This is a genomic window from Flavobacteriales bacterium, assembly GCA_016712535.1.
GTDB lineage: Bacteria > Bacteroidota > Bacteroidia > Flavobacteriales_F > PHOS-HE28 > PHOS-HE28.
Genome location: JADJQW010000002.1, coordinates 1827977 through 1848388 on the forward strand (window position 1 = coordinate 1827977; position 20412 = coordinate 1848388).

At 63.4% G+C, this 20412-nt stretch carries 14 protein-coding genes; 9 read left to right on the top strand and 5 right to left on the bottom strand.

The window, feature by feature from the left end:
* Positions 1 to 33: 33 nt before the first annotated feature.
* Positions 34 to 2691 carry an ATP-dependent chaperone ClpB gene (clpB, locus tag IPK70_07505; protein MBK8227007.1) on the bottom strand — a complete coding sequence of 886 codons (2658 nt, stop codon included), beginning with the start codon at positions 2689 to 2691 and terminating at the stop codon, positions 34 to 36.
* A 201-nt stretch (positions 2692 to 2892) separates the two neighbouring features.
* On the opposite strand from clpB, the gene IPK70_07510 reads away from it, so the two are divergent.
* The 6 genes from IPK70_07510 (at position 2893) to IPK70_07535 (ending at position 14382) form a co-directional block, all read left to right on the top strand.
* On the top strand, positions 2893 to 3096 hold the full coding sequence (locus IPK70_07510; protein MBK8227008.1) for a hypothetical protein: 204 nt from the start codon (positions 2893 to 2895) through the stop codon (positions 3094 to 3096).
* Positions 3097 to 3173: 77 nt separating this feature from the next.
* Positions 3174 to 8180 carry a gliding motility-associated C-terminal domain-containing protein gene (locus IPK70_07515; protein MBK8227009.1) on the top strand — a complete coding sequence of 1669 codons (5007 nt, stop codon included), beginning with the start codon at positions 3174 to 3176 and terminating at the stop codon, positions 8178 to 8180.
* 20 nt (positions 8181 to 8200) lie between these two features.
* A complete protein-coding gene (locus IPK70_07520) occupies positions 8201 to 8764 on the top strand; it encodes an RNA polymerase sigma-70 factor (GenBank protein MBK8227010.1) in 564 nt (187 codons plus the stop codon).
* Between the two features lie 36 nt (positions 8765 to 8800).
* Complete coding sequence (locus tag IPK70_07525; protein MBK8227011.1) at positions 8801 to 9850, top strand: FecR domain-containing protein; 1050 nt, start codon at positions 8801 to 8803, stop codon at positions 9848 to 9850.
* Positions 9834 to 11930: a hypothetical protein gene (locus tag IPK70_07530; GenBank protein ID MBK8227012.1), complete on the top strand. Its 2097-nt coding sequence runs from the start codon at positions 9834 to 9836 to the stop codon at positions 11928 to 11930. Before IPK70_07525 ends, IPK70_07530 begins: the two co-directional genes overlap by 17 nt.
* A 127-nt stretch (positions 11931 to 12057) precedes the next feature.
* Complete coding sequence (locus tag IPK70_07535; protein MBK8227013.1) at positions 12058 to 14382, top strand: TonB-dependent receptor; 2325 nt, start codon at positions 12058 to 12060, stop codon at positions 14380 to 14382.
* 73 nt (positions 14383 to 14455) lie between these two features.
* Here the strand turns inward: IPK70_07535 and IPK70_07540 are convergent, their stop codons facing one another.
* From IPK70_07540 to IPK70_07550, 3 genes are all read right to left on the bottom strand, one after another.
* Positions 14456 to 14896: a hypothetical protein gene (locus tag IPK70_07540; GenBank protein ID MBK8227014.1), complete on the bottom strand. Its 441-nt coding sequence runs from the start codon at positions 14894 to 14896 to the stop codon at positions 14456 to 14458.
* A 131-nt stretch (positions 14897 to 15027) separates the two neighbouring features.
* Entirely contained in the window at positions 15028 to 16455 is a 1428-nt protein-coding gene (locus IPK70_07545) for an MBL fold metallo-hydrolase (GenBank protein MBK8227015.1), read from the bottom strand.
* A 53-nt stretch (positions 16456 to 16508) separates the two neighbouring features.
* Positions 16509 to 17216, bottom strand: a complete 708-nt coding sequence (locus IPK70_07550) for a C40 family peptidase (protein MBK8227016.1) — start codon at positions 17214 to 17216, stop codon at positions 16509 to 16511.
* 152 nt (positions 17217 to 17368) lie between these two features.
* Here IPK70_07550 and IPK70_07555 point away from each other — a divergent pair, with 152 nt between their 5' ends.
* Positions 17369 to 17761 (top strand): hypothetical protein, encoded by a 393-nt coding sequence (locus tag IPK70_07555; GenBank protein ID MBK8227017.1) that lies wholly within the window; start codon positions 17369 to 17371, stop codon positions 17759 to 17761.
* 3 nt (positions 17762 to 17764) lie between these two features.
* Here the strand turns inward: IPK70_07555 and IPK70_07560 are convergent, their stop codons facing one another.
* On the bottom strand, positions 17765 to 18358 hold the full coding sequence (locus IPK70_07560; protein ID MBK8227018.1) for a transferase hexapeptide repeat family protein: 594 nt from the start codon (positions 18356 to 18358) through the stop codon (positions 17765 to 17767).
* Positions 18359 to 18501: 143 nt separating this feature from the next.
* Between IPK70_07560 and IPK70_07565 the strand changes: the two genes are divergently transcribed.
* Both IPK70_07565 and IPK70_07570 read left to right on the top strand, forming a co-directional pair.
* Entirely contained in the window at positions 18502 to 19665 is a 1164-nt protein-coding gene (locus tag IPK70_07565; protein MBK8227019.1) for a porin, read from the top strand.
* A gap of 95 nt (positions 19666 to 19760) precedes the next feature.
* On the top strand, positions 19761 to 20408 hold the full coding sequence (locus tag IPK70_07570) for a DUF47 domain-containing protein (GenBank protein ID MBK8227020.1): 648 nt from the start codon (positions 19761 to 19763) through the stop codon (positions 20406 to 20408).
* Positions 20409 to 20412 lie beyond the last annotated feature (4 nt).

Consider the following 20412-nt stretch of genomic DNA (forward strand, 5'->3'; position numbering starts at 1 on the left):
TGGAGCCTTCGCTGTTCTGGTATGACTACCAGGTCAAACCTCCGCCTTGCTCTTCCGGGCCTTCCCGTTCCCGTTCGCCTTCTCCGCCTCCTTCGCATCCACGGGCTTCCGCAGCACGATCTTCCCATCGAACACGTCGATCACTTGCGGTTTGCCGGTCTCCAGCGTACCTGCGATGATCTGCTTGCTCAACTCGTTGAGCAGTTCCTTCTGGATCATGCGCTTGATCGGCCGTGCACCGAATTGAGGATCGAAGCCGGTGGTGGAGATGTGGGCGATCAGCTCCTCGCTCGGGATGAGGTGGATGTCCTTCTCCTCCAGCTTCTGCATGAGCAGGTGCAGCTGCAGCTTCACGATCTCGCGCACGTCGCTCGGGCTCAGCGGACGGAACATGATCAGCTCGTCCACGCGGTTGAGGAACTCGGGGCGCACGGTCTTGCGCAGCAGGTCCATCACCTGATCGCGCGTGCGGTCGATCACCTCATCCGTCACCTTGTCCTTCGCGCCTTCGAAGTTCTCCTGGATGATGTGCGAGCCGATGTTGCTCGTCATGATGATGATGGTGTTCTTGAAGTTCACCACGCGGCCCTTGTTGTCGGTGAGGCGGCCGTCGTCGAGCACTTGCAGCAGGATGTTCCATACGTCGGGGTGCGCTTTTTCGATCTCGTCGAGCAGCACCACGCTGTAGGGCTTGCGGCGCACAGCCTCGGTGAGTTGGCCGCCTTCATCGTAGCCCACGTAGCCCGGAGGCGCGCCCACGAGGCGGGAGACGCTGTGGCGCTCCTGGTACTCGCTCATGTCGATGCGCGTCATGGCGTGCTCGTCGTTGAAGAGGATCTCGCTGAGCGCTTTCGCCAATTCGGTCTTGCCCACGCCCGTGGTGCCGAGGAAGATGAATGAGCCGATGGGCCGCTTCTCATCGCCCATGCCGGCGCGGCTGCGGCGAACGGCGTCGGCCACGGCGCGCACGGCTTCGTCCTGACCGATCACGCGCTTGTGCAGCTCGTCCTCCAGCTTCAGCAGTTTGCTGCGCTCGGCTTCGAGCATGCGGGTGACGGGCACGCCCGTCCAGCGGCTCACCACGGCGGCGATCTCCTCCACGTCCACTTCCTCCTTGATCATCTTGCTGTCCGCCTGCATCAGGAGCAGCTCATCCTTTGCCGTGAGCAATTCCTTCTCGGTCTCCTGGATGCGGCCGTAGCGGATCTCGGCCACCTTGCCGAAGTCGCCTTCGCGCTCGAACTGCGCGGCCTGGTGCTTCAGCTCCTCAATCTTGTCCTTGGCGCTGTTGATGCGCTCCACCAGCGCACGCTCGCTCTCCCAGCGGGCCTTGAAGCCGTCGCGGCGTCCGCCCAGCTCGGCCAGTTCCTTGTTGATCTCGGCGAGCTTCGGCTCGTCGTTCTCGCGCTTGATGGCCTCGCGCTCGATCTCCAGTTGCATGATGCGGCGGTCGATCTCGTCGAGCTCCTCGGGCTTGGAGTTGATCTCCATGCGCAGTTTGCTCGCGGCCTCGTCGATGAGGTCGATGGCCTTGTCCGGTAGGAAACGATCGGCGATGTAGCGCGTGCTCAGCTCCACGGCGGCGATGATCGCGGCGTCCTTGATGAGCACCTTGTGGTGGCTCTCGTACTTCTCCTTCAGGCCGCGCAGGATGGAGATGGCGTCCTCGCGGTTGGGCTCATCCACCATCACCTTCTGGAAGCGGCGCTCCAGGGCCTTGTCCTTCTCGAAGTACTTCTGGTACTCGTTGAGCGTGGTGGCGCCGATGCTGCGCAGCTCACCGCGGGCCAGGGCGGGCTTCAGGATGTTGGCCGCGTCCATGGCGCCTTCGCCGCCGCCCGCGCCAACGAGCGTGTGGATCTCGTCGATGAAGAGGATGACGGTGCCTTCCGAGGCGATCACTTCTTTCACCACGGCTTTGAGTCGCTCCTCGAATTCGCCCTTGTACTTCGCGCCGGCAATGAGCGCAGCGATGTCGAGCGCGTACACCTGCTTCCCTTGCAGGTCCTCGGGGATGTCACCGCTGACGATGCGCTGGGCGATGCCCTCGGCGATGGCGGTCTTGCCCACGCCGGGCTCACCGATCAGGATCGGGTTGTTCTTGGTGCGGCGGCTGAGGATCTGCAGCACGCGGCGGATCTCCTCGTCGCGGCCGATGACGGGATCGAGCTTGTTGTCCTTGGCGAGCTGGTTGAGGTTCTTGGCGTACTTGTTCAGCGCGTTGTAGGTCTCCTCCTGGCTCTGGCTGGTCACCTTGCCGCCCTTGCGCAGGTCCTTGATCGCCGCGATCAAATCCTTCTTGGTGACGCCGTTGTCCTTCAGCAATTGGCTCACGGTATCGCCGCTGTCGAGGATGCCGATGAGCATGTGCTCCACGCTGGCGAACTCATCGCCGAACTCCTTCAGCGCGGCCAGGGCCTTGGTGAGCGCATCGCTGCTGTAACGCGAAAGGCTGATCTGCCCACCGCTCACTTTCGGATAGCCCTGCACGATGCGGTCCAGCGCCTGGGTCATCGCCGGCACGTTCACATTGAGCTTCTTCAGCAGGAAGGGCGTCACATCGGGATCCACTTCCAGGATGCCCTTGAGCAGGTGTCCGTTCTCAAGCATCTGCTGGCCGTATCCGGTGGCGATGGTCTGCGCCTGTTGGATGGCCTGCTGGGAGCGGATGGTGAATTTGTTGAGGTCCATGGTGCTATGCTTGTGTTGGTAGCCGGTGACCAAGAGCGGAGCGAAATGGGCTCGTGAGCCACTGGCGATGTCTCGCCTATCAACCCCCGCTCCGCACATCGGGAACGGCGCTTCTGGCAGGTGAAGTTCGTGCGTTACGCCAGAACGTCCATGAGTTCAGGATCAGACTGAAGGAATGACCGAAGCGTTATCCTTGCCCGCATGCACGCTGCCGGCCCTTGGATGCCGCCCTTCGAGGTGCCCGATGATCCGAAGCGCCGCTGTTTGCTCCAGGTGCGGCACTTCAAGACCTCTGAACTGAGGCTCTTCCTGGCGAAGTACGCGCGCAGCCATTGGGTTTTCCCGGACCGCAGCTGGTTGAGCAACGAATGGGAGGTTCTGCGCTGGGCATATGTGAATGAGTGAGGCGGCCGAATGCCGATGGCCGCTCTGGTAGCAGGCAGCAATCGAAGTCCTTCGGGTATCTTCACCCTGCGGATGCAATGACCAGGCCACAGATCCTTCTTGTGCTCACCAAGCTTATGCTCGCTGCAACGAGCGTAGTTGGCCAGGACCATTGGGCGCGCCGCGTGGGTTCCTGGAGCAACGATGCTTTCAGTGATGTCGCGGTAGACCTTGATGGCAATCTGTTCGTTGCAGGCGAGTTCGGCGGCAACATCAACCTGGCAGGCGCCACGCTCATCAGCAACGGGAGCCTCGATGCCATGGTGGCGAAGTACAGCGCCGATGGATCGCTGCTCTGGGCGCACAGCTTCGGCGGCCCCGGCCTCGACCGTGCCATCAAGCTCGAGATCACCGCCGATGGCGGCATTGCCGTGGTGGGACAATACATGGGCGCGGTGAACTTCGGCGCTTCGAGCCTCATCTCCCAGGCCGGCACGCAGGATTGCTTCGTGCTGAAGATGGGGCAGGCCGATGGCGAGGTGCTTTGGGCGCGGAGCGGCGGCGGCGCCAACGGCGTTGATCAGCCCAATGGCGTGAGCGTGGGGCCTGATGGCAGCATCGCGGTGGCGGGTGAGTTCCGCGGCACGGCAATCTTCGATCAGGGCAGCCTCACCAGTACCACGGACCCGGACACCGGACTACCGAGCGTGGACATCTTCCTGGCCACTTATACGGGTGATGGCACGCCGCTCTGGATCGTGCATGGGGCCGCCGAGTTCGCCGATCGTGGCATGGACGTGGAGCACGATGCCGAGGGCAACCTCTACCTCACCGGCCAGTTCACGGATACGCTCACTCTTGCAGGAAACGTGCATGAGAACGCGATGTTCAGCGCGGTCTTCCTCGCGCGCTTCACCCCATCGGGCACGGAGGATTGGTTCCGCGTGTTCGGCGGCGGCACCTACAACCAGGTGTTCGAGATGCTGCTGGTGGCCGACAGTTACCTGATGCTCGTGGGAGACGTGCAAGGCACGGTGATCTTCCTCGATTCGCAGCCTGATCTCTTCACGCCAGTTGAGGCGCGCAGCTCCTACCTCCTGAAGGTGGGCCTCGATGGCGAGCTCATCGCGCACAAGACCTGGGGCAGCGAGTTCGCCCTGAACACGCGCGCGCTCTCCGTGCAGGATGAGGACGTGGCCGTGTTCGGCCGCTTCACCTGCCAGCTCACCGGATTCATCAGCCAGTACGGCGCGAGCAGCTTTCTTTCCTCCGGCGTCTGGGACCTTTACATCGCGCGCTTCCAGACCAGCGACCTCGACTTCAAGCAGGCCCAGCAGTTCGCGGGCATCGGGGAGAAGGTGCCCGGCGGAATCGTTCATGCCAGCGATGGCGAGCCGGTCTTCGCGGGGTCCTTCGAGCATGTGCTGAGCCTCCCCTCGGATGGCCTCTTCTCCATCTGGCCCATTGCGGGCGGCGAATCGGCCGAGGCGCCGCCGGGCTATTGCACCGATGCGAATTATCCGAACTACAGTTTCCTGCGGGGCTCGGCGCTCAAGGATGGCTTCATCGCGCGCGGCTACCTCGATGGGCGCGAGCCGCACGATCCGTACGAGCGCAGCGGCACCGATTGCGACCGCAGCTTCAGGCTGCCCGTGATCCGCAGGGGTGAGCAGGGGGAGTTGGGCCCGGATTCGATCCATGCATGCGTTCAGGCGACGCTCAGGGCGCACACCTTCACCGCCTTCGATCCCGATACTTCGGTCAGGCACAACGCGCCGGATTACCGTTTCCTCTGGAGCACGGGCGCCACCGCGCACGAAATCGTCACGGCGATCAGCGGCTGGTATTGGGTCGATGTGAGCATCGGGTTGCAGTGCTATACCTGGCGCGATTCGGTGCATATCAGCGTGGAGCCCAATCCGCCCAAGCCGCTGATCAGTGACGACGTGGTGGTGAACACCGAGGCCATCGACGCGCTTCCCATCGAGGTTTGCGAGCCGCAGCAGCCCTGGCTCTGGGCCACTGGGCTGGAGCCGGGCAATACGGTGCAATGGATCCTGCAAGGCGGCGTGCTCTCCAATTCCGATTCGGCGCAGGCCGTGGCCAGCGGGCTCTACGTGGTCATTGCCACCTCGCCCAACGGGTGCCAGCGCTTCGCTTCGGTGAGCGTCGTGATCAATCCGGTGGGGCCCTTGCCGCCATTCGATATCGAACTGACCTCCAATTACCCGCAGGACGTCGACCAGAACGATACGATCAGCATGTGCCCTGGAGTGTCCTTGCTGCTGCAAGTGGAGGCGCAACTCACGCTGAATGGACAGCCATCGGGCCTCACCTATGGTGTGAAGCCTTTCTACCGGTGCACTCAGAACGGCGCATGGACCCCGACCGTGAACGATTTGCTGGGCTTCACCTGTAACTACGCGGTGCAGGGCGAAGGCTGGTACGTGAACCGATTCGGGTTCATGCTCACCAATGCACCCTGTGGTGAGGATACCCTGTTCGTGACGGGCATCGATAGCGTGTATGTGATCCCGTACGAGAGCACCGAGCCGGTGATCGATGTCTCGCCCGGCGCCCTCATCTGCCCGGGCGATACCCTTGCGATCACGGGCAGCTGCGCCAATTGCACCACCACCGGTTGGACCGGGCTCGGCATCGTTGCCCTCAGCGGCGATACCGCTTGGGTGGTGATGGCCGGCGACTACTACTTCACGGGCAGCACGATCTCCCCGCAAGGGTGCGTCGGCTTCGGCCAGACCAGCGTGGCCGTGTCTTGGAACCCGCTGCCGCCGCTCTTCGTGGACCCGCTCGATGGCATCATCTGCCCCAACGATTCAGCCATGGTCTGGACCGATGCTCCCGGCAGCGATTGGCAGTGGTTCGGGCCGCTGGGCCCGCTCAGCCAGTACAACGACAGCATCTACTCCTCCCAGCAGGGCTTCTACTACCTGGAGATGACCGATACGCTCGGTTGTCGCGTCACCAGCAACCCGATCCTGATCACCGACTACGCCACGCCCTTCCTGAACGTGATCCCGGACAATGTGATCTGCGAGCCTGGCGAGACCAGCACATTGCAAGTGGTCACCACCAGTGAGTCCACCCTGCAATGGTGGGCGCCTTTCGCGGGCAGCACCGCCACGGAGCAGACTGTGACGCAGCCCGGCATCTACACCTGTGAGGTGAACGCATGCGGGATCACCACGGTGCTCAGCGTCGAGATCTACGGCAACACGGCAAGCGCGGACCTGGTGGTGCCAGGCCCGTTCACCCTCTGTCCCGGCGATGAGGTCGCCTTGATGGCCATCGGCGGCAACGCTATCTACTACTGGGAGCCCGGGCTGATCTTCAGCCAGTCCATCACCGTGGATACCGCCGGCACCTTCCTGCTGGTGGTGGCCGATCCCAACGGTTGCCGCGATTCCTTGTACACCACGGTCGAGGTGCTGCCGGAGTTCGATGCGCTCGCACTGGTTGACACGGCTTTCTGCGCCGGTGATCCCATGATCGCCGTGGTGAGCGGTATCCCGCAGATCACGTGGTACGCCGATGCGGCGCAGACGCAGGTGATCGGCACGGGCAATACGCTCGACCTCGGCACCGCGCAACAGGGCATGACCGTGTGGGTGGAGCAGATCGTGGGGCAATGCGGAAGCGGATCGATCCAGGTCGATCTCATCGTGAGCGAGCCACCGGATGCGCCGGTGATCAACGGGCCGTTCAGCGGCTGCACGGGCGACAGCGTCAGCATCGCACCAGTGAATCCGGGAGCCATGCTCTATTCGTGGACCACTCCGACCGGGTCTGTGGCCGGGAATCCGCTCGTGATCGATCCCGTCACGTTCGCGGCGGATGGCGAATACACCGTGTGGGCGGTCAATCCCGGCTGCGCGCCAACGAGCGCTTCGTTCGTATTCACCGTGAATGCTGCGGGTGCGCTCTCTATCGGCAACGACACGTTGATCTGCCCAAGCGGCTCCGCCACCTTCAACGTTCCTGCGGGCTTTGCATCACCGAGCTGGTCCGATGGATCCTCCCAATCGACCTTCATGACCGGTTCTGCTGGCGAGGTGATCCTGATCGCGTCTGACGCGACGGGCTGCTTCACCAGCGATACCGCGCTCGTCGCCGTCTTCACCTTCACCGATCCGCTCAGCGTAACAGGCGCCACCATCTGCCTTGGGCAGGATGCAATGCTCCTCGCCAATGGGTCCGGCACGTTCACGTGGTACGCCGATGCCGGGCTTTCCCAATCGGTGCATACGGGCGCGCAGTGGTTCTTCGATCAGCCGCAGGACAGTGCGTTTTTCCATGTGGTGCAGACCGAAGGCGCCTGCTCATCTGAAGCGCTGCCCATTGCGTTGAATGTGACGCCGACGCCGAATGATGCGCAGGTGAATGCGACATCGCCGGTATGCATGGGTGCTCCATTCGAGCTCTGGTTGACCGGCACGGGCGACCCTACCGGTGCATGGGCTACACCGGAAGGCACGCTGATCACGGGAGCCGTGCTGAGCATCGGTTCGGCCGATGCTGCAGATGGCGGCGAGTATCTGGTTGTCCCGTCCATTGGTGGTTGCGCGGGCAGCTTATTGTCGGTCACCATCGTCGTGGTATCACCACAGCATCCGGTGCTCGCGGATACCGTGCTGTGCGAAGGCGGCAGCCTCGCGATGGCTTTGCCTGACGGTTACTCCAATGCGGTATGGAGCACCGGTGCTTCGGGCAACAGCATCATCATCACTTCCGGTGGCACTTACACTGTGACAGCCGCTGATCCGAACGGCTGCTTGGTCTCGGCGGTTTCGCAGGTTACCGTCGAGGGCTGCGATCCCGACCTCCCGAACGTCATCACGCCGAATGGCGATGGCTGGAACGATGGCTTCAGGCTGCCCCCGGGCGGCTACGTGAGCGCGCAGTTGCGCGTGTGGAACCGCTGGGGACAATTGGTCTGGGAGGGCGATGCCACCAGCGGCGCATTCCGAGGAGAACATCGCAATGGCGAGCCTTTGAGCGAGGGCACCTATTACTTCGAGCTGCTGCTCACCCTCGCGAACGGTGCGGTGAAGCCGCGTACCGGCCACCTGACCCTTCAGCGCTAGCACTTCTACTTTCGGCGCCGATGCACGCCGACTTCGCGCCCATCGCCGGTGGCGACCGAATGGCCTTCGAGGCCCTGTTCCGCCTGCACTACCGCGCGCTCTGCGCCTTCGCCAGCGGCTACCTGAAGGATGCGGACAAGGCTGAGGACCTCGTGCAGGATCTCTTCTTCCGGCTCTGGCTTGATCGCGAGAAGGTGCAGGTGACCACCAGCGTGAAGGCCTATCTCTATGCATCGGTGCGCAACCGCTGCCTCAATGCCGTGAAGGCAGGGGCCAAGGTGCGTGCGTTGAACGAGGAGGTGGAGGATCGCTCGGAGACCGATATGCTGAGCGAGGATGAGCACACCGAGCGGATCGCGCGCGTGCAAGCCGCGATCGAATCGTTGCCGGAGGAGCGGAGAAAGGTCTTCAAGCTGAGCCGCTACGAAGGCCTGAAGTACCACGAGATCGCAGAACGCCTTGGAATCAGCGTGAAGACCGTGGAGAACCAGATGGGCAGCGCGCTCAAGTCCTTGCGCCTGGAACTGAAGGACCTGGTGCCGCTATTGCCCTGGCTCTTCTGGTGGGGTGAGGGTGGGGGATAGGGGTATTCGTCGGACCGGTTGTCACATTGCGGGAGCATGGATCAGAACGGCATCGATAGCAACCTGTTGGCGCGGTATGTGGCCGGTGAGGCCAATGCGCTTCAGCGCGCACAAGTAGAGGCTTGGGTGCGCCTGGATGAAGCGAACGCGCAGGAGCTTGATCGCTGGCAGCGCATCTGGTCATACAGCGTGGCGGGCTTCGAGGCCAATGCCGCGGAAGAGCGGGCCAGGGCGCAGGGCGCCGAGGCCGAGCGGCGTTCTTGGGCGCTTGGAGCAGAGGCCGAAGCCCAGGCCCGGCTCATGGAAGACCTGGCTTGGGCCAAGGTGCAAGGCCGCATCGCGGAAGCCGAAGGGAAGGGGCGCGTGATTCCTTTGAGCCGGATCCGCTGGCAGCGCTGGGCAGCCGCCGCAGCGATCGTGGGCGGTGTCCTCCTCGCCGCGCGCTGGTTCATTCAGCCAACGGCCGATCGCTATGCAGCCGCTGGCGATGCGCTTGAAGCAAGGTTGGAGGACAGCAGCTCCGTGATCCTCTCGCCCGCTTCGTCCATCGAGGCGCGCATGGGCCGCACGCGCGCTATCAGCCTGAAAGGCGAGGCATACTTCGAGGTGAAGCGCGACGAAGCTCGCCCCTTCGTGATCGACGCCGGTGATGTCAAGGTCATGGTGCTGGGCACGGCGTTCACCGTTTCGGCTTACGATACGGCGGACATCGTGGAGGTGCGCGTGCGCAGCGGCAGGGTGCAAGCGGCAGCGGGCAGGGATACGCTCACGCTCACGGCCGGCCAGCATGCGCGGTACCGGAAGTCGCGGCACTTGCTGGAGCGCGCCCCGACGCCGCCTGCCGAGGTCTGGGGCTGGCGCATCATCCACTTCGATCGGGCACCGCTCGATGAGGTCACCCGTCAACTCGAGCGCATCTACAAGGTCAAGGTCTCCCTCAAGCATGAAGGCCTCGCGCGTTGCGCGCTCACCGCCGAGTTCGACGATGAGCCCATCGAGGCCATCCTGCGCGTGATCGCCGACACCTTCGGATTGGTGCTCACCCATGAAGGCAACGACTATATGCTCGATGGTGAAGGCTGCTGACCGGATCGCACTGACCGTGTTCCTTTCGCTGGGTGCATGTGCAGGCAGCGCGCAGGGCATCCTCGAGCGCCGCATCACCGTGCGTGCGGAGAACGCGCCACTGGGCAATGTGCTCACGCTGATCGCGAAGGATGGCGCATTCCGTTTGAGCTACAATGCTGCGGCTGTGCCCGCTGATAGCCTGGTGAGCCTGAACGCCGTGGATTGGACCGTGCAACGCGCCATGCACAGCGTTCTTCCCGAAGGCCTTCCCTGGAAGGAAAGCGGCAATCACCTCATCATCACGGCCGCGCCGGGCCGCAAGCAGCGGTTCGAGATCGGGGGCGAGGTCAGCGACGGCGCGAGCGGCCTTCCTGTTCCGGCAGCCACGGTATTCGAGCTGCGCAAGAGCAACGCGGTGGCCACCGATCCGAAGGGTGCCTTCCGCATCGCGCTCAGCGGCGAACTGGAGCGCACGCCATTGCTCGTCGCCCGCAGCGGGTATCAGGATACCGTGGTCTTCGTGGAGCGCGGAGAGGCGATTCGCATCGCGCTGCGGCCGATACCGCCCATCGAGCGCATCGATCCGATCTGCGCATGGGACCGTTGCGACGTGGAGGACCTCGGCACGGCGCGCCTGCTTGTGCCCGCGTCGCGCATCCAGTTCGCCGAGAACCTCGGCTTCACGGAGAGAAGGGCGATCCAGCTCTCCTTGCTGCCGGGCTTGAGCACCAACGGTCCCATTGCCGGGGCCGTGGTGAATGAAGTCTCCGTGAACATCCTCGCGGGCTATGCGCGCGGTCTCGATGGCCTGGAGATCGGCGGTGGGGCCAACGTGCTCAGCCACGACATGAAAGGCGCGCAGATCGCGGGCATCGGCAACCTCGTGGGCGGCACGGTGCGCGGCCTGCAATTGGCGGGCGGCGTGAACCACAGCATGCGCGCCATGAAGGGCGTGCAGGTGGCGGGCATCACCAACACGGTTTGGGATACGTTGAGCGGAGTGCAGGTGGCTGGCGGGGTGAACGTGGTGAAGCGCGGCATGGCGGGCACGCAGGTGAGCGGTGCGGCCAACGTGGCCATCGGCGATCTTGATGGCGTTCAATTGAGCGGCGGTTTGAATGCCGCGACTGGCGTGGTGAACAAGACGCAGATCAGCGGCGCGGTCAATTATGCCAAGGCGGTGAAGGGCGGCCAAGTGAGTGGCGGCGTGAACGTCTCGCTCGGCGAAGTGGGCGGAGGGCAAGTGGGATTCGGCGCCAACTATGCGGGAAGCGTCACGGGTGGACAGGTCTCGTTCGGGGCCAACGTGGCGACCGGCGAAGTGAGCGGAGGGCAGGTGGGCTTCGGCTTGAATTACGCGAGTCATGTCACTGGTGGCCAATTCAGCATCGGCGCCAACGTGGTGCCCGGTACGGTGTCGAAGGGGCAGGTGGGCTTCGGCTTGAATTACGCCGGGCAGGTGGAAGGCGGTCAATTCTCCTTCGGCCTCAACGTGGTGCCCGGCACGGTCCGAGGGGGGCAGGTGGGCGCGCTCAATTTCGGCCGGCGCGTCTTCGGTGGTCAGGTGGGCTTCATCAACCTCAGCGATTCGCTCAGCGGTGGCGCGGTGGGCCTGCTCACGGTTTCGCTCAAGGGTTACCATCGCGCAGACCTCGTGGTGACCGATGCGTTGCCCGTGAGCGTGCAGATCCGTACCGGCACACGGGCCTTCCACAACATCCTGGGCTATTCGCCTCCGGTAGACAGCACGGAGCGCTGGGGCTTCCTCTATGGCTTCGGATTCGAGCCGCGCTTCAGCAAGCACCTTTTCGCCAACATCGACCTCACTGCGGAACAGGTCGTGGAGACCGGCGAGTGGTTCGATGCGGTGAACATCGCAGGGCGCTTCAGCCTCTCGCCTGGCGTGCTCATCAAGGATCGCTTCGCCATCACCGCAGGTCCGGTGGCCAACCTGTTCGTGAGCAATTGGCGCGATGCCTTCACCGGGCTGTACCGGAGCGGGATCCCGCCAGCGGAACTGGCCTACTCCGAGCAAGTTGATGAATTGCGCTTGAGCGGTTGGTTGGGCTGGAAAGCCAGCGTGGGGGTGCGGTTCTGAGGTGCGACCGGGCTCGCCGCTGAGGATTTTTTGCCTGACCGGATAGGGGTATCTCAGGTGGTCCTTGTCACAGGGGAAACAACCGCAGATCCCCATGCATTCCGCAATCCTTCGTGCATCGATCGTCATGATGCTCATTGCCCTGGCCGGCCCCCTCGCGGCGCAGGTGCAGACCCAATCCGTGCGCGGCGCCATCGTCGATGCCGACACCCGCCAGCCCTTGATCGGCGCCACCGTGCTCCTGATCGGCAGCGACCCCTTGATCGGCGCCACCACCGACCTCGATGGCCGCTTCACGCTCGAGAAGGTCCCCGCGGGGCGCATCGCCCTCCAGGTGCGCATGCTCGGCTACGAGGAGCAGACCCTCGCCAATCTGTTGGTGAACTCGGCCAAGGAATTGGTGCTCGACATCCGCCTTCAGGAGTCGCTCGTGAAGCTGGAGGAGGTGGAGGTCAGCGGGAAGAAGGGCCACGGCGAAGTGCGCAACGACATGGCGGTGATGAGCGCGCGCAAGATCAGCGTGGAAGAGACCTCGCGCATCGCTGGCGGCATCAACGATCCCGCGCGCATGGTCACCGTGTTCCCAGGCGTATCGGGCGATCCCACCGGCAACAACACCATCATCGTGCGCGGCAACTCGCCCAAGGGCGTGCTCTGGCGCCTCGAAGGCATGGAGATCCCCAATCCGAACCACTTCGCCGACGACGGCACCACCGGCGGCCCCATCAACGTGCTCAACAGCGACGTGGTGGACAACAGTGATTTCTACACCGGCGCCTTCGCAGCCGAGTACGGCAATGTCACCAGCGCCGTCTTCGACATGAAGCTGCGCGATGGCAACGACCGCAAACGGGAATACACGCTGAAGGCCGGCGTGCTCGGCACCGACCTCACCGCCGAAGGGCCCGTCCCCGGCGTGCCGGGCGGCAGTTATCTCGCGAACTACCGCTACAGCACGCTATCGCTGCTCGACCAAGCCGGCATCGTCGATTATCAGGGTGTCCCGAAGTACACGGACGCCGCCTTCAAGCTGAAGCTGCCCACCGCGAAGGCCGGAACCTTCTCGCTCTTCGGCATCGGTGGCCGCAGCGGCATCGACCAGAAAGAGGAGAGCGAATTGGGCGACACGCTCTTCGCCAGCGCGCAGTACGGATCGCGCATGGGCGTCGCCGGCATCACGCACACGCTGCTGCTGGGCAGCAACAACTTCCTGTACACCACCGCCAGCCTCAGCGGCAATGGCAGCGGCGTGGACTACTCCGAATCGCCAGCGCCCGGCGAATCACCGCTGGTGCTGCGGCATGAGACCGACTTCGCCCGCACCACCATGCGCGCCTCGACCACCCTCAACACGCGCATCAATGCCAGCCACAAGCTGCGCACCGGGGTCATCCTCTCGCTCGACCGCTTCCGCATGTACGCCAACACCTTTGATCGCGCCGATAGCGTGATGAAGGTGAACCTGGACCAGCGAGGAGAAGCAACGACCGTGCAGGCCTTCGCGAGTTGGAAGTGGCGCTGGAACGAGCAGTGGAGCCTCACCAGCGGCGTCCACTTCCTGCACTACGCGCTCAATGGGGCGAGCAGCGTGGAACCGCGCGCCGCGCTCCGTTACCAGCGCACGCCGGCCCGGGCATTCACCTTCGGAGCCGGCCTGCACAGCAAGACCGAGAGCCTGATGAACCACCTGGTGCGCACCACCGACGGTGAAGGCCGCTCGGTGCAGCGCAACCGGAGCCTCGGACTCAGCCGTGCGGCGCACGCGGTGCTTGGTTATGAGCAGCTCATCATGGAGGATGTGCAGTTCAAGGCGGAGGCCTACTGCCAAAACCTCTACAGCCAGCCCGTGGAAGATGCGGCAGGCAGCGCTTTCTGGCTGGGCAACACGCAGGAGTGGTACACCGACAAGCCGTTGGTGAGCAAGGGCATCGGCTACAACACGGGCGTTGAGCTCAGCATCGAGAAGTTCTTCACGCGCGGCTGGCATGCCTTGGCCACGCTCTCGGTTTTCGAGTCGCGGTACCGCGCGGCTGATGGAACCTGGTACAACGCGCGCTTCGGCTTGGGAGCTGTGGCCAATGCGCTCGCGGGCAAGGAGTGGAAAGTGGGCAAGGCTGATAAGGACAAGGTGCTCACCACCGGCGCCCGTTACAGCGTGCAGGGCGGGCAATGGCAAACGCCGCTGGATGCGAACGCCACGCTGGCCGCCGGCTACGAGGTGGAGAGCACCGCGCTCATGGGCTTCAAGGGCGATCCCATCCACAAGCTCGATCTGGTGCTGGCCTACCGCATCGGCCGCGCCAAAGTGAGCCACGAGTTCAAGGCCGATGTGCAGAACGTGCTCAATGCGCAGACCGTGGTGTACTCCTATTACAACAGCAGCACCGAGCGCATTGAAGGTGTCTCGCAATTGGCGATCCTGCCGGTGATGGGGTACACGCTGCGGTTCTGAGCACCCGGTCCGGTAACGATGCAATAGCGAAGGGCCCCTCTGCGGGGCCCTTCGTTCGTTCAGCTGCTGAGCCTCAGTCCTTCTTGAAGTACAACCGCGTGATGAAGATGCCATTGCCGTCATCCTTGCCGGCATCGCTCTCCACGCCGCTGGCGATGTGCACCAGATGCCATCCCTCGCCCGTGAGCCTGGTCATCTTGTCGGCGATCATGGCATCGTTGCTGGCGATGTTCTGGAAGTTGATGCCCACGCCGCTGTAGAAGTTCAGGAGCTTGGTCTCCTTGAAGCTGTCGATCTTCAGATCGCTGCGTTCCACTTCACCTTGATCGCTTTTCTTCCCATCGGTGCGCACCGTGGTGGCGGATTCCACATTCACCGGAGTGGTGCTCTCGATGATGCGTGAGCGGCCGAGGCCCATGGGCACGATGCTCTCGACGATGGTGATCACCTTGAACTGCTGTGCGGCTGCGTTGATGCTGAGCAGGAGGGTCAGGGGAAGGAGGATGCGGTTCATGTTCCGTGGTTTTCTCTGGTTTCCGTTCGCGAAGATCATGCCGCTCGGCGGCAATCATTGAGCTGCTGTACTGCGAAGCGGGCCAGCTCGGCGGGGGTGCAAGGCGCTTCCGGCCGTGACCGGTCGCCGCTTCACAGCTCGAACCGCTCGCGAAGCTTCGGCAGCTTCACGTCAGCGAAGCCGCGTTGCCTGAATTCTTCTGCCAAGGCCGCGCGCGACCCATCCACGCCATGCACCAGGAAGAGGGTGCGCACGCGCGAGGGGTCCTGGCATTCGAGATAATGGAGCAGCTCCTTCCGGTCGCCGTGGGCACTGTAGAACTCCATGCGCAGCACCTCGGCATTCACCGGCACATGCTCACCGAAGATCCGCACTTCCCGCGCGCCGCTGAGCAGTTCGTGGCCCAGGGTGCCCGGTGCGCAGAAGCCTACTGCCAGCACGGCGTTATCCGCATCGGGCAGGGCGTGGAGCAAGTGGTGGCGCACGCGGCCGGCCTCCATCATGCCGCTGGCGCTGATGATGATGCAGGGCTCCTTCGATCCGTTCAAGCGCTTGCTCTGCTCCGATTCCCGAACGAACGATACTCCGGGGAACGAGAAGAGGTCAGGGTCGCTATGCAATTCCTCGCGCACCTCGGGGCGGAACAGCGCCGCATGGCGCCGGACGATGCCGGTCGCGCTGATGGCCAAGGGGCTGTCAACGAAGACAGGGATGCGCGGCAATCGGCCCGCGTTGCTGAGCGCGTTCAAGGTGTACAGGATCTCCTGCGTCTTGCCGATGCTGAAGGCCGGGATGATCAATCGCCCGCGACGCTTCACGCAGACCTCTGTGACGTGCCGCAGCAGTTCCTCTTCCGCTTCGGCGATGTCGGCATGGTCGCGGTCGCCGTAGGTGCTCTCGCAGATGATCGCATCGGCCTGCTGGAAGGGCGCTGGGGCAGGCAGCAACCGGTCCACATATCGGCCCACGTCGCCGGTGAAGGAGAGGCGAAGGTTGCGCTCGCCGTCGTCGATGGATAAGTGCACGGCCGCGCTGCCCAGGATATGCCCGGCATCGGAATAGGTGAGCTCGATGCCGGGCAGGATGGCCAGGCGCTCATCGTAATCCGATGTCTGGAATCGTGCCATCGTGGGCTGCACATCGGCCACGGTGTACAAGGGGCCTTCAGTGGGCACGGCCTTGCCGCGCTTCTCTGCGCGGCGCACGGCATCCGTGAAGTCGTATTCCTGGATGCGCGCGCTGTCCTCGAGCATGATGGCGCATAGGTCGCGCGTGGCCGGCGTGCTCCAGATGGTCCCCCGGAAGCCTTCGGCCACCAAGCGCGGCAGCAGGCCGCTGTGGTCGATGTGCGCGTGGCTGAGCACCACGGCATCGATCGTCTCCGGATCGAAGCCGAAGCGACGGTTGCGGTCCTTCCCGCTGCTGTTCGCGAGGGCTTCGCCTTGGAACATGCCGCAATCGAGCAGCACGCGAGCGGTGCTGCCATCGGTGCGTGTCAGTTCGAGCAGGTGCTTGCTCCCGGTAACGGTACCGGCAGCGCCGTGGAAGGTGATCGCGATGGGCATGCGCCGCAAAGGTCGGGCTCGGTGTTCGACATCTGGCCGAAGCGCCGCTACAGGACCCTGCGCACCATGCGCAGCTTGTGCGTGTATCGAGCCTCCTCGGCGTTGTAGCTGCCCTGCTGATCGAGCTTATCGATGCGCACGCGACCGCTGCTGTGGATGATGCGCAGGTCGTCGTCCTCATTGCGGGTGAGCACGATGCCCACGTGGGTGATGCGTCCTTCGGCGTTGTCGAAGAAAGCAAGGTCGCCGGGCTCGCTCAGGTCAAGCAGCTCCACCACGTCGCCCTCCTCGGCCTGCTGGCCCGCATCGCGCGGCAGGTAGATGCCCATGAGGATGAAGATCATCTGCACCAGCCCGCTGCAATCGACGCCCCACGGCGTGCGGCCTCCCCAGAGGTAAGGCGCCCCGAGGAAGGGGTGCATGTAGAGCTCGAGCAGCTCTGCGCGCTCCAGATCGGGCTTGTGGTTGGTGACGGCCTGGACCGGCACGCGATGCTTGCCCCAAAGGATCGTGCCCTCCTCGTAGAACGGCAGCACGGCGCCATAGGTGAGCGGCACCTGCCGCTCGCCCAGATCAACGATGGTGCTCTGATCGATCACGCGCAGGTCGGGATCGAAGTTGGGCGTAGGGCAGGGCAGGAGCTGCTTCTGGTCCACCCAGCCTTCATAGCCGTCGTGGTCGAATCGCAATCGGCTCCAGTTGCCTTCGGTGTCGAGCACTTGCGCGGTCTCGCCGAAGAGCCATTGAGTGACCATCTCAGCGCGATCGCTCGGCTCGGCGCGCACAGGGACGATGGAGAGGGGGCAGATGACGCTGTTCAAGGAGGATGAAGGGTTGATGGTTGAAAGAAGCTGGTTGAAGGTTGCCCGATCGCGGTGCTGGCACTGAACCCGTGGCCGAAGGTAGAATGCGCATCGAAGGCGAACGAGGACCTGGATACCTTGGCGGCGTGTTCGAGCACCGTTCGAAGCCGCTCATGCCGAAGAGGCGATTCGTCGCCCGGCAGTTGCGCTTTGCCTTGATGGCGCTTGCCATCGTGGCCATCTCCTTAGCGATCGGGGTTTGGGGCTACATGCGTTTCGCCGGCCTTGGCCTTGTTGATGCGTTCCTGAACGCGAGCATGATCCTGGGCGGCATGGGCCCGGTGGATTTGCTGTCCAATGACAAGGCCAAGTGGTTCGCGTCCCTTTATGCGCTCTACAGCGGCATCGCGCTCCTCACCACTGTGGCCGTGCTTCTGGCGCCCTTGGTTCACCGGATGCTGCACGCGCTGCACCTCGATGAGGGCGCTCAGGATTGATGGTCAGCGCCGTGAGCGCTTCCAAGTGCTGTAGGCCGCGGTGATGGGCGGCTTGCTGCGATCCACTTCGCTGAGCGGCTCGCAGGGCTTGAGCGTGGCGTGCAGCTGTGCGGGAAGTGATTGGTACAATCGCGTGCCTTCGGTCTTCCAGGCGAGCATCTCATCGCTCACCGCTTTCACCGCCTTGGCCGGATTGCCCACGATCACCTGCCGGGCCTCCCAGATGCTCCCTTCGGGCAGGAAGGCCAGAGCACCCACGATGCAGCCTTCGCCGAGCTGCACATCGTCCATGATCACCGCATTCATGCCCACCAGGCAATTCGCCCCGATGGTGGCGCCGTGGATGATGGCGCCATGCCCGATGTGCGCCCCGGGGTGCAGCACCACCTTCACGCCGGGGAACATGTGGATCGTGCAATTCTCCTGCACGTTGCAGCCTTCCTTTACCACGATCTCGCCCCAATCCCCGCGCAGGGCTGCGCCTGGCCCGATGTACACGTCAGCTCCGATGACCACGTTGCCGGTGACCGCGGCTTGAGGATGCACGAAGGCCGTGGGGTGAACCACGGGCCGATAACCATTGAATTCGTAGAGCATGTCCTCTTGTTGCCGCAAAGGTGCGTTCCTGGTCCTTCATAGCGTTCAAAGGCGGTTTCCGGAACGGTAACATTCAATTAACAGGTCGAACGCTGCTTCGCGCCGCGATGTACCGGAGACTCTCACGATGCCTGGCGGCAGCCATGCTGCTCGCCTTGCCTGCCTTGCTGTTCGCACAGAACGAACGGGACGAGGCTCCCTTGATCGACGTGCGGAATGGCCTTTCCTTCTCCAAGGATTCGGTCTTCGCCCTGAACCTGCGCTTCCGCATGCAGAGCCGCGCTGGAATCACCACCGTTGGCGGTGACGACTTGAGCGTGGATGCCGTGGACCTTCGCATCCGCAGGCTCCGGCTCCGGCTCGATGGCCACGTGCTCGCGCGCAAGCTCCGTTACTATGTGCAACTCAATTTCAGCCGCGCGGACCTGGACCTTGAAGGTGATGTGATCGCTCAGCCCTTGCGCGACGCCTTGGTGTACTACTACTTCGGCACCAATTTCTATGTGGGCTTCGGTCAGGGGAAGCTACCTGGCAATCGCCAGCGGGTGATCAGCTCCGGCAACCAGCAATTCCCTGACCGCTCCATTGCCAATGCGGCTTTCACGTTGGACCGTGATGTAGGCGCCTTCGCCTACTGGACCATCCCCATTGGCGAACAGCTCGTGCAACTGAAAGGCGCACTGACAAGCGGCGAGGGAAGAGGCGCGCTGATTGGCAATAATGGCATCTGCTACACCGGCCGTTTGGAGTGGTTGCCGTTCGGCCAATTCGCGAATAGCGGCGATTTCAGCGAGGGTGACCTGGAGATGGAAGCGATGCCCCGACTCTCGCTGGCCGCCGGCTACTCATACAACGACGACGCCATTCGCTCAGGCGGTCAGTTGGGTCAGGAGCTTTACGCGCCCACGGACATGGGCACCTTCATCGCCGATGCGGTGCTGAAGTACCAAGGCTGGGCGCTGTCCGCCGAGGCTTTCCAGCGCGACAGCGACGAACCGATAACCACCAGTGAAACGGGCGCGGTGCGCTTCGTGACCTCCGGACAAGGGCTGAATGCGCAATTGAGCAAGCACTTCCGCAGCCACTGGGAGATCGCATCGCGCTACACCATCGTCCGGCCTACCGGCGAAGTGACTGCGCTGCGCGCTCGCACCGAGGAGTCCCTGCTCGGGATCAATCGCTACCTCAACGGCCATCGCATCAAGCTGCAGTGGTACGCCGGGTACCGCTGGACAGAGGGCATGGCCGCATTCGATCACGATGGGAACAGCTGGACCACCTTGTTCCAGGTAGAGTTCGGGATCTGACGCTTCACGATCATGTTAACCTAGGGTTACCAATCCCCAAGAGCAGCTTCGCGCTGAACTCCCCGGATACATTTGCCCACCCCAACCAAAGCCCCATGGCGCTCGATCAACTCCTCAGCATCTTCAAGCCACGCGACCGTGTGTTCTTCTACCACTTCGAGGCCAGCGCCGCGAACGTGCTGAAGATGAGCGAGGACCTGATGGCGATCATGAACACCGAGCCCGGATCGCAGCGAACGGCTTTGCTGGAGCGGCTGGAGATCGCAGAGCGCGCCAATGACGACCTCACGCATACCATCTTCACCGACCTGGCGCGCAACTTCATCACGCCCATCGATCGGGAAGACATCCACAGCCTGGCCACCAGCCTCGACGACGTGGCCGACTTCATCCTGGCCAGCGCCAAGAACCTGGAGCTCTTCGGCATCGGCAAGCCCGACCAGACCTGCTCTGAACTGGCCCGGCTGGTGAATGAGGGGGCTCATATCGTGCAGCTCGCCGTGCAGAACCTCCGGCGCATGCACAAGAGCAATGCCCACATGGAATTCGTGGTGCAGATCAACAGCATGGAGAACCAGGCCGATGAGGTGTATGACCGGGCCATCCAGAAGCTCTTCGCCGACGAGAAGGACCCCATCGCGCTGATCAAGCTGCGCGACCTGTACAGCACCTTGGAATTGGCCACGGACAAGTGCGAGGACGTGGGCAACGTGCTGGAGTCCATCATGCTCAAGTACGCCTGAGCCC